5 protein-coding genes are annotated in these 8,857 nt (G+C 63.6%); 2 read left to right on the forward strand and 3 right to left on the reverse strand.

Annotated elements, in window-relative coordinates; genetic code table 11:
• Positions 1 to 86: 86 nt before the first annotated feature.
• From ACE04F_RS15545 to ACE04F_RS15555, 3 genes are all read right to left on the reverse strand, one after another.
• Positions 87 to 3,761, reverse strand: a complete 3,675-nt coding sequence (locus ACE04F_RS15545; RefSeq protein ID WP_486107997.1) for a translocation/assembly module TamB domain-containing protein — start codon at positions 3,759 to 3,761, stop codon at positions 87 to 89.
• Positions 3,758 to 5,485, reverse strand: coding sequence for an autotransporter assembly complex protein TamA (locus tag ACE04F_RS15550; protein ID WP_486107999.1), 1,728 nt, complete (start codon positions 5,483 to 5,485; stop codon positions 3,758 to 3,760). Before ACE04F_RS15550 ends, ACE04F_RS15545 begins: the two co-directional genes overlap by 4 nt.
• A gap of 65 nt (positions 5,486 to 5,550) precedes the next feature.
• Complete coding sequence (locus ACE04F_RS15555) at positions 5,551 to 6,195, reverse strand: GNAT family N-acetyltransferase (protein WP_486108001.1); 645 nt, start codon at positions 6,193 to 6,195, stop codon at positions 5,551 to 5,553.
• Between the two features lie 177 nt (positions 6,196 to 6,372).
• On the opposite strand from ACE04F_RS15555, the gene xthA reads away from it, so the two are divergent.
• Together xthA and ACE04F_RS15565 are read left to right on the forward strand one after the other, a co-directional pair.
• Positions 6,373 to 7,185: an exodeoxyribonuclease III gene (xthA, locus tag ACE04F_RS15560; RefSeq protein ID WP_486108003.1), complete on the forward strand. Its 813-nt coding sequence runs from the start codon at positions 6,373 to 6,375 to the stop codon at positions 7,183 to 7,185.
• A gap of 210 nt (positions 7,186 to 7,395) precedes the next feature.
• On the forward strand, positions 7,396 to 8,730 hold the full coding sequence (locus ACE04F_RS15565) for a substrate-binding domain-containing protein (RefSeq protein WP_486108005.1): 1,335 nt from the start codon (positions 7,396 to 7,398) through the stop codon (positions 8,728 to 8,730).
• The last annotated feature ends 127 nt before the right edge of the window (positions 8,731 to 8,857 follow it).

The following is an 8,857-nucleotide window of genomic DNA, read 5'->3' on the forward strand; positions in this document are numbered from 1 at the left end:
ACGGTGCGTCAGTCAACAAATAATCAACTGATGGTCCGCATTCGCGAGCAGGCTCGCTCCCACAAGGAAGTCAGGGCTGGGAAAGGTCAGAAATCGCGCTTGTAGAAGATATCCAGCGAGCTGGCGACGCCGCTGGCGGCTTCGAGGTAGACCTTCTTGCTCAGCTTGTAGCGCAGGGCAATGGTATTGGCCGGTTCGAACACTCCGACGCCGTAGCGCAGGCTGAGTTTTTCCGACAGGTTGCCGCTGGCGACCACGCTGGTTTCGTTGCCGCTGCCCTGGGTGTCGAGTTGGAAATCCTCGATTCCTAGGTTGTTGGCCAGGCTGGTGGTCACGCCGGAACTGCCCATCAAGCCCAGGCCCAGTGCCGCCTGGGCGAGCATGTTGTTATCTTCGCCGGTGGTACTCAGCGGTCGGCCCAGCACCAGGTAGGACAACGCCTGCTCCTGGCTCATGGCCGGCTCCGAGAAGATTTGCGTGGTGGGTTGCTCGGCGCTGCCGCTCAAGCGGATGCCGGCGATCACATCGTCGGTCTGGCGGATCGCCTCGATGTCCAGGTACGGCTGATCGATAGGCCCGGCGAACAACAAGCGCGCCCGGCGCACCGTCAACCGCTGCCCATAGGCCCGATAGCGGCCGTCGTTGAGCCAGAGTTCGCCGCGCGTGTCCAGGTTGTCGCCGATGTGCACCTGCCCGTGGACGTTGGCGGTCAGGCCGAAACCGGAGAAGGCGAGCTTCTCCTGGCCGACGATCACGTCGATGTCCATTGCCATGGCCATCGGTGCCTTGCCCTCTTCGGTCTGGTGGCCGACGATCACCGTGTCGTCCGAAACCTTGACGGTCGACGGCGGCAGTTCGCGAATGGTGATCTCGCCCTTGGGCACCAGGACCTTGCCGGCAATCGCCAGCCGCTCGCCCTGCAGCGTGATTTTCAAGTCCGGCGCCACGTCCAGCACCGCGTAGGGCTCGACGGTCACTGGCAGTTGCGAGCCTTTGAGAGCCAGGTCCATGGTCAGCGCCTCGCCCCAGCCGACGTTCCCGGTCAGGCGGCCCTGCCCGCTCTTGCCACTCTTCCAATCGCCATCCAGACGCACCGTTTCGCCGGCGATCATCGCCCGCAGTTGCAAGGCTTCGAGGCTGACCGGCAGTTCCGGGCCGGACACTTCGCCGTCGCTGAGCATCAGGTTGCCGTTGACCTGGGGCGCGAGCAACCCGCCAGACAGCGTGCCACTGCCGTTCAAGTGGCCCGTGAGGGTTTCCACCATCGGCACGAATGGCCGGGCCACCGACAGGTCCAGGCCACTCAGGCGGAACGAACCGCTCAGCGGCTTGCTCGCTGGCAACGGATTGATCCGCGCCTGGACCATCAGTTCGCCGAGCCTGGCGCCGACGAAATTCAGATCGGTATCGATGCGCGTGGGTGTCAGGCGGCTGTCGAGCGTCAGGGTCTGGTAGGGGAAGTCCAGCCACTGTTCTTTATCCCGAATCCGCAACGTGCCGCCGCTGGCATCCACCAGCACCCGGCCATTCGGGCCGCTGGCCGGCAGGTCCAGTTGCAGGTCGGCGTTGAGCCGGCCTAACCAGGCAAAATCCCTGGGCATCCATTGGGCCAGGCTTTCGATGGGGAATTGCTTGAGGTGATAGCGCAGCTTCGGCTCCGGCATCAGCCGTTGGTCTTCGCCGCACAGGCTAGCCTGGCCGGAGCGCCAGCAGTGGGCACCGAAGTTCAGCGTACCGTTGGCCAGCCGTTCCAGCTTCGCAGGCGCTTGCAGGCGCCAGTCCTGACCGCCGACCTGCAGGTCGCCACTGGTCAGGCGTCCTCGCCAGCTGCCTTGATCCAGCGTGCCATCAAGGGCCAGGCTGGTTTTCAACTGGGGCCCTTGCAGGTCGACCTGCAGTTTCTGTTGCTTGATATCGCCCTGCCCGCTCAGCGTCAGGACGCCAAGGGAGGTTTCGCCGCTGCGGATACCGCTGGCCTTGAGATCGACTTTGCCCCGTTGCGCGCCGTCGAGCGTCGCGTCCAGGTTCAGGCTTTGCAGATGATTGTCCTGAAACGCCAGTTGCGTGCCTTGCAAGTCGAGCTTGCCCTGGGGGGCCTTGAGCGTGCCGGCCACCTCGACACGCCCGCTGACCTGACCGCGCAACTGCGGCCAGAGCTGGGCCAGGCGCGCGAGCTTGATGTTGATCTGGCCGGTCAGCTGCTGTTGCAGGTTGCCCGTACCGTAGATGTGGTTATCGCCGAGGCGGATATCCAATGCGCCGAGGTTCCATTGTTCGCCGGCGCCGCTGGCCTTGGCCTGGAACAGTGCCGGCTGGCCGCGCAGCTTGCCCTTGAGGTCCACGTCCGCGTCGAGTTCCATGCGCTGGTTTTTCATCGAGCCTTTACTGCGCAGCGGCCCAGCCAGCGTGCCGGGCAGTTCGGCGAGCCAGTACGCCGGATTGACCGATGACAGCTGCAGCGCGGTGTCCCAGGCGATGCCGTCGGCAAATTGCAGGTCCAGGTGTCCTTCGGCCTTGCCCTGCCCGGCGGCGAGCTTGAGCTCCGGCAAGTCGATTTGCGTCAGGTTGCCGCTGAACGGGCTGCCCAGGCTGAACGCCCCGGCGGGACCATCCAGCGCCGCCTGGAAATTGCCGAGGTACTGGCCGTCGGTGTACGAGACTTCACCATTAAAACTGCGCAACGTGACTTGCGGCTCGTCGATCAGCGGATAAAGGCGATGCCAGGGGAAATCCAGCCAGGCGACTTTTGCTTCGGCGTTCAGCCCTTCGCGCCAATCCAGCTGCCCGGTGAGCTTGAGGGCCTGCTGGTTGCCGGCGTCGAGATCGAGGCCGGCGATCTGCGCGCCATTGGCGTCCACCTTGCCTTGCAGCAACAACGCCACCGGCGCTTTCTCGGCGGGCAGAGTCGCCTTGCCGAGCAGTTGGTAGCCGCTTTTCAGGTCGCCTTCGCCGGTCAGTTCCAGTTGATTGAGCAGCAGCGTGTCCGGCAGATCGGCGCTGGCCCTGAAGCCGTCGGCGATGATGCGCACCTTGGCCGGCAGGTTATCCGCCAGCGGTTGCAGTTCGCCCGTCAGGCGACCTTGCAGGTAACCGCTACTGTCGGCCGTGAGGTTGAGGGTCTTGAGCAGGTCGCCGGCGACTTTCAGCTCCAGCGCCCAAGGCGTCGCACCCGGCGCCGGCAGGGTCAACTGGCCCGTCGCGTTCAGCGGCCAGTCGCCGCGCGGTTGCAGCAGGCCGGACAATTTCAGGCTCAGCTCGTCGCGCTGCAACTGCACCGAGTCGATCTGCAAACCCACGGTGGTCCAGTGCGCCACCAGTTGCAGCCCCTTGAGCTGCTCGCTGCCGTTGAACGACAGGCTGCCCACCTGGACATCGCCCAGTTCGATGGCCAACGGCAAGTCCAGGTCCGGCAGGCTGATCGGGCCACTGCTCGGTTCATCGGCGGTGGCTGGCAACTGCACGGCGATTGTCTCGGCCTTGAGCTGTTCGATGCACAGGGTCATGCGCAGCAGGCACGCCGGCGACCAGGCGAAGATCGGCCGTTCCAGCGCCACCCGGCTGCTGTCTTGCTGCCACAGCACCCGGTCGGCGCTCCACTGCCCGCCCAGCCGTCCCTGGAAATTCTCCACGCTCAGGCCCGGCACCAGGCCAAGGGCCCAACGGCTGCCAAAGGCCGTGCCCAACACCATGCTCAAGGCCAGGACGACGGTCAGCAGCAACCCGGCGAGCGCCAGGAGCGTTATTTTCAAACCGCGATTCACAACTCGGGCCCCATGGAAAAGTGCAGTCGAATGCCGCCGTCGTCGTCCATCGCATGGGCCAGGTCGAGACGGATCGGGCCCACCGGCGAGACCCAGCGCACGCCGACGCCGACGCCGGTCTTGAGGCTTGGCAGCTCAACGCTGTTGAAGGAGTTACCCTGGTCGACGAAGGTCGCCACGCGCCATTTCTCCGCGACCGAATATTGATACTCGACGCTGGCGGCCACCATGTAGCGGCCACCGATGCGATCGCCCTCGGAGTTTTCCGGCGACAGGCTCTGGTAGTCGTAGCCACGCACGCTCTGGTCGCCACCGGCGAAAAAGCGCAGGGACGGCGGAATCGACTTGTAGCCGTTGGTGGCGCTGCCGCCCACCTGGGCGCGGGCCAACAGGCGATGCTTGTCGAACACCGTGGTCAGGCCCTTGACCATGGCCGTGCCATACAAGAGGTTGTTGTCCGAGCCGAGTCCTTCCTTGGCGACCTTGGTGTCGAATTGCAGGCGATAACCGTTGTGCGGGTCGATGCGATTGTCGCTGCGCAGGTACGAATAGCTGACGCCGGGCATCAGCAAGGTGCTCAGGCCCGAATCGTCGCCGAGGCGGTATTCCTCGCGCTGCCACTTGAGCGACACCACCCGCTGCCAGCCGCTGGGCAGCTTGCTGTGCCATTCGGGGCCCACGGTCAGCAGTTTGCTAAGGGTGTCGGTGCCGGACAGTTCTTCATATTGATAGCCGCCGGCGTAGCGCAGCTTGTCGGTCAGCGGGGGGTCGAGCGGCACGTCGTACCAGAGGCCGACGTTTTGCCGGGGCGCCGATATTTCCGCTTCCCAGCCATAACTGTGGCCCTGGGGATTGACCCAGTGACGCGTCCAGTTGGCCTTGGCGCGCGGGCCGACGTCAGTGGAAAACCCCAGGCCCAGGCCCATGGTGCGCGGCTTGCGGGTGTCGAGCCGGACCGCCACCGGGATCACGTTGTCGGTGGCCGCGGTGGGCGCCGCATCAACGCGCACGCCTTCGAAATAACCGCTCGATTGCAGGGCCTGGTTGAGTTCGGCAATCAGTTCGGAATCGTAGGGCGCGCCCGCCTTGAACGGCACCATGCGCTGCAGCAGGTCTTCGTCGAACGGCGTATCGCCCTCGAAACTGACCGGGCCCAGGGCGTAACGCGGGCCGCTGTCGTAGATCAGCTCGACATCGGCAACGCCAGCCTTGGGATCAACGCGCAACGTCTGGCTGACAAACTTTCCGCTGAAAAAACCATAACGCGAGGCCTGGTTCTGGATCGTTCGCTTGGCGTCTTCATAGCGTCCGTGATTGAGCACCGCACCCGGCTTGAGACCGGCGTTGGCCGGCACCCGGAAACTCTTCAGCGAGGCCGCCGGGCCGTCGACGCGGATCGTGACATTGCGCAGGTGCACCGGCTCGCCGGGGTCGATGGTCAGGATCAGGCGCGGGTTCTTGCCAGCCTTGACCTCGCTGTCGATCTGCGGCTGGTAATAGCCGAGCGCCTGGGCCGCCTTGCGCGCCTGCTCCTCGGCGCCGCGACTGAAACGCAGCAGTGCCTCTTCGTCACGCTCACCGAGGCTACCGATATAGCCCTCTACGTTGGCCTTGAGCTCGTCATTGGACGGTGTGACCCGTACATCCAATTCACTTTGTGCCAGCGCGGCGCAGCTGAGGGACAGCAAGAGCGCGCCACTGGTCATTCGTCCTGGGAAATTCATGGCGCGGATGCTATCACGAGCTTGGGAGCCTGATAGAGCCGGACGCTTCGCAAAAGTTCGTCCGATTATGCCGTCGCGCTGTGTAAAACCTGCGGGTTGGCGTGAAAGAACACATGCTCGCGGACCGGTCCTACCGCGATTTCGCCAATTTCCTCATAGCCCTGGCGTTTATAAAACTCCAGGTAGCGCGGGTTGCCGGTATCGAGCACGACGCCTTGGGAATGCTCGTCCACCGCGCACCAGTTATGGACTGCCTCAAGCAACTGCTCGCCGTAATGCTGGCCCTGGAACTGCGGATGAACCCCCAGCAGTGGCAGCACATGGACCGCGTCCGATGGCAGGCAGGCCAGCACCGCGGCGTGATAATCCAGATAACGCCGGGTGCAGCGAAACCCTGTGCTCAAGACCATCCGCAGGCGCCAGGCCCAGCTTTCGGTAATGCCCAGGCGCCGCTGCGGCGGGGCAATCAGGGCGATGCCGATCAGGCGGTCGTTGACCAACAGGCCGATGGCTGGCAGGTCCTGGAAGAAATGCTGCTTGACCAGTTCACGCACCGTCGCCCGCACCCGCTGTTCGTAACCGGGGCGCTCGGATTCGAACAGGTAGCTGAAAGTCGGCTCATGGCGGTAGGCCTGGTATAGCAATGAACGCGCTTCGCGGGAATAGCCGCTGTCGAGCATGTGGATATCAGCGGTAATGGTGTCAGGCATGGTGGTGGATCTCCTGGGCGAGGCTCGGTGAGTCCCTGCTCTTATTGACTACGAACCCGTCAGGGCTGCGATCATTCCTACATGCCAGAGGACATTAGCAGTGCATTTGTCCTACCGCCACGCTGGCTCCCTTCCGACATGTCAGCTAGCATCGCAGTTTTGCCAGGACAGCCGACCATGAAGATCGTCTCCTTCAACATCAACGGGCTGCGTGCCCGCCCCCATCAGTTGGCGGCACTGATCGACAAGCACCAGCCGGACGTCATCGGGTTGCAGGAAACCAAGGTTCACGACGAACAATTTCCCCTGGCCGAGGTGCAAGCCCTGGGTTATCACGTGCATTACCACGGGCAGAAAGGCCATTACGGCGTCGCCCTGCTCTCGCGCCAGGCGCCGCTGACCCTGCACAAAGGCTTCGAGACTGACGACGAAGACGCCCAGCGGCGTTTCATCTGGGGCACCTTCGCCGATGCCAATGGCGTGCCGGTGACCATCATGAACGGCTATTTCCCTCAAGGTGAAAGCCGCGACCACCCGACCAAGTTCCCGGCCAAGGAGCGCTTCTACAGCGATCTGCAGCAACTGCTGGAAACCCGCTTCAGCAACGACCAGCCGGTGGTGGTGATGGGCGACGTGAACATTTCCCCGGAAGACTGCGACATCGGTATCGGCCCGGACAACATGAAGCGCTGGCTCAAGACCGGCAAATGCAGCTTCCTGCCGGAAGAACGCGAATGGATGGCGCGCCTGAAGAACTGGGGCCTGGTGGACAGCTTCCGGCACCTGCACCCGGACGTCAGCGACCGCTTCAGCTGGTTCGACTACCGCAGCCGCGGTTTCGAGGACGAGCCCAAGCGCGGCCTGCGCATCGATTTGATCCTCGCGTCCCAAGGCCTGCTGCCACGGGTCAAGGATGCCGGCGTGGATTATGAATTGCGCGGCATGGAAAAACCCTCCGACCACGCGCCGATCTGGCTGGAACTGAGCTGATCCAAAGCTGCATCCATTCCTGTGGGAGCGAGCCTGCTCGCGAAGCGGTATTCCTGTCGAAATGATGGCGCCTGACACAGCGCTTTCGCGAGCAGGCTCGCTCCCACATTCGACCGGGTCGGTCATTCGCTCCGCGTCGCAACCCTGTCATCTTTCAGCAACCTGACTGACTTAATCTTCCGGCACCTCCCTGGTTCAAAAGGTGCCGGCATGCGGCTGTGCGTTGTGTTTTTCATGAGCTTCTGGCTGCCGCTCATGGCATCGGCCGGCGCCTTGCCCGTTCCCGAACACGGCCCGGCCCTGCGTATCCAGGGTTCCAACACCATCGGCGCGGCGCTGGGACCGGCCCTGGTCAAGGGCCTGATGCAAGGCCAGGGGCTGCTCAGGGTCAGCAGCGAAATAACCGGCCGGGACAATGAGCAACGGATCGTTGGCTGGACCGCCGAAGGCAAGCGCGTCCAGATCGACATCGCGGCCCACGGTTCCAGCACCGGATTCGCCGCCCTCAAGCAAGCCAGCGCTGACCTGGCAGCCTCTTCCCGACCGATCAAGGACGGTGAACTGAAGGACCTGTCGGCGCTCGGCGACCTGAAAAGCCCGATGGCCGAGCAGGTCATCGCCATCGACGGTCTGGCGATTATTCTGCATCCGCAAAACCCGTTGCGTCAGCTCGACACCGTGCAACTGGCGCGCATTTTCAGCGGTGAGGCAAAGACCTGGGAAGCGGTGGGCAGCGTCGGCGGGGCCATCCGTTTATACGCGCGGGACGAACAATCCGGCACCTACGATACCTTCAAGGAACTGGTACTCAACCGACATGGAAAAAAGCTCGATCCTACGGCCCAGCGCTTCGAATCCAGTGAGCAATTGTCCGATGCGGTCAGCCAGGATCCGCAAGGCATCGGCTTCATCGGCTTGCCCTATGTGCGTCAGGCCAAACCCCTTGCGCTCGTCGATGGCGCCTCGCAGCCCATGCTGCCGCTGAACAACCTGATCGCCACCGAGGACTACCCCTTGTCCCGGCGCTTGTTCTTCTACTTGCCGCCAGCGCAAACCACCCCGTGGGCCGAAGCCTTGGTCGACTTCAGCCAAAGTGAACAAGGCCAGGCCATCGTCGCGGCCAACGGGTTTATCGCCCAGACCATCCAGGCCATGTCCGTCACGCCCAACGCGCTGATGCCGGAGGGTTACCAGGCGTTGAGCCGCCATGCCCAGCGCCTGACCGTGAATTTCCGCTTCGAGGAGGGCAGCGCCAGCCTGGACAACAAGGCCCACCAAGACCTCGGCCGGGTACTCGACTATATAAGGCAACACGGAAAACTCGACCGACGCGTGACCCTGGTGGGTTTTGGCGACCTCAAGGACGACCCGGCGCGAGCCGACCTGCTGTCGAAATTGCGCGCCATGGCGGTGCGGCGGGAACTGGTCAAATACGGCGTGACGTTGCGCGAGGTCCGCGGCTTCGGCGCGCTGATGCCGGTGGCGGCCAACAATGAAGACGAAGGCCGGGTGCGCAATCGGCGGGTGGAGGTTTGGGTTTACTGAACCCCTTGTGGCGAGGGAGCTTGCTCCCGCTGGACTGCGCAGCAGGCCCAGTTTTTTGTTTCAACGCAAAATCCTTGGGGCCGCTTCGCGGCCCAGCGGGAGCAAGCTCCCTCGCCACGAAAAGCCT

The organism is Pseudomonas sp. AGC41 (assembly GCF_057334555.1).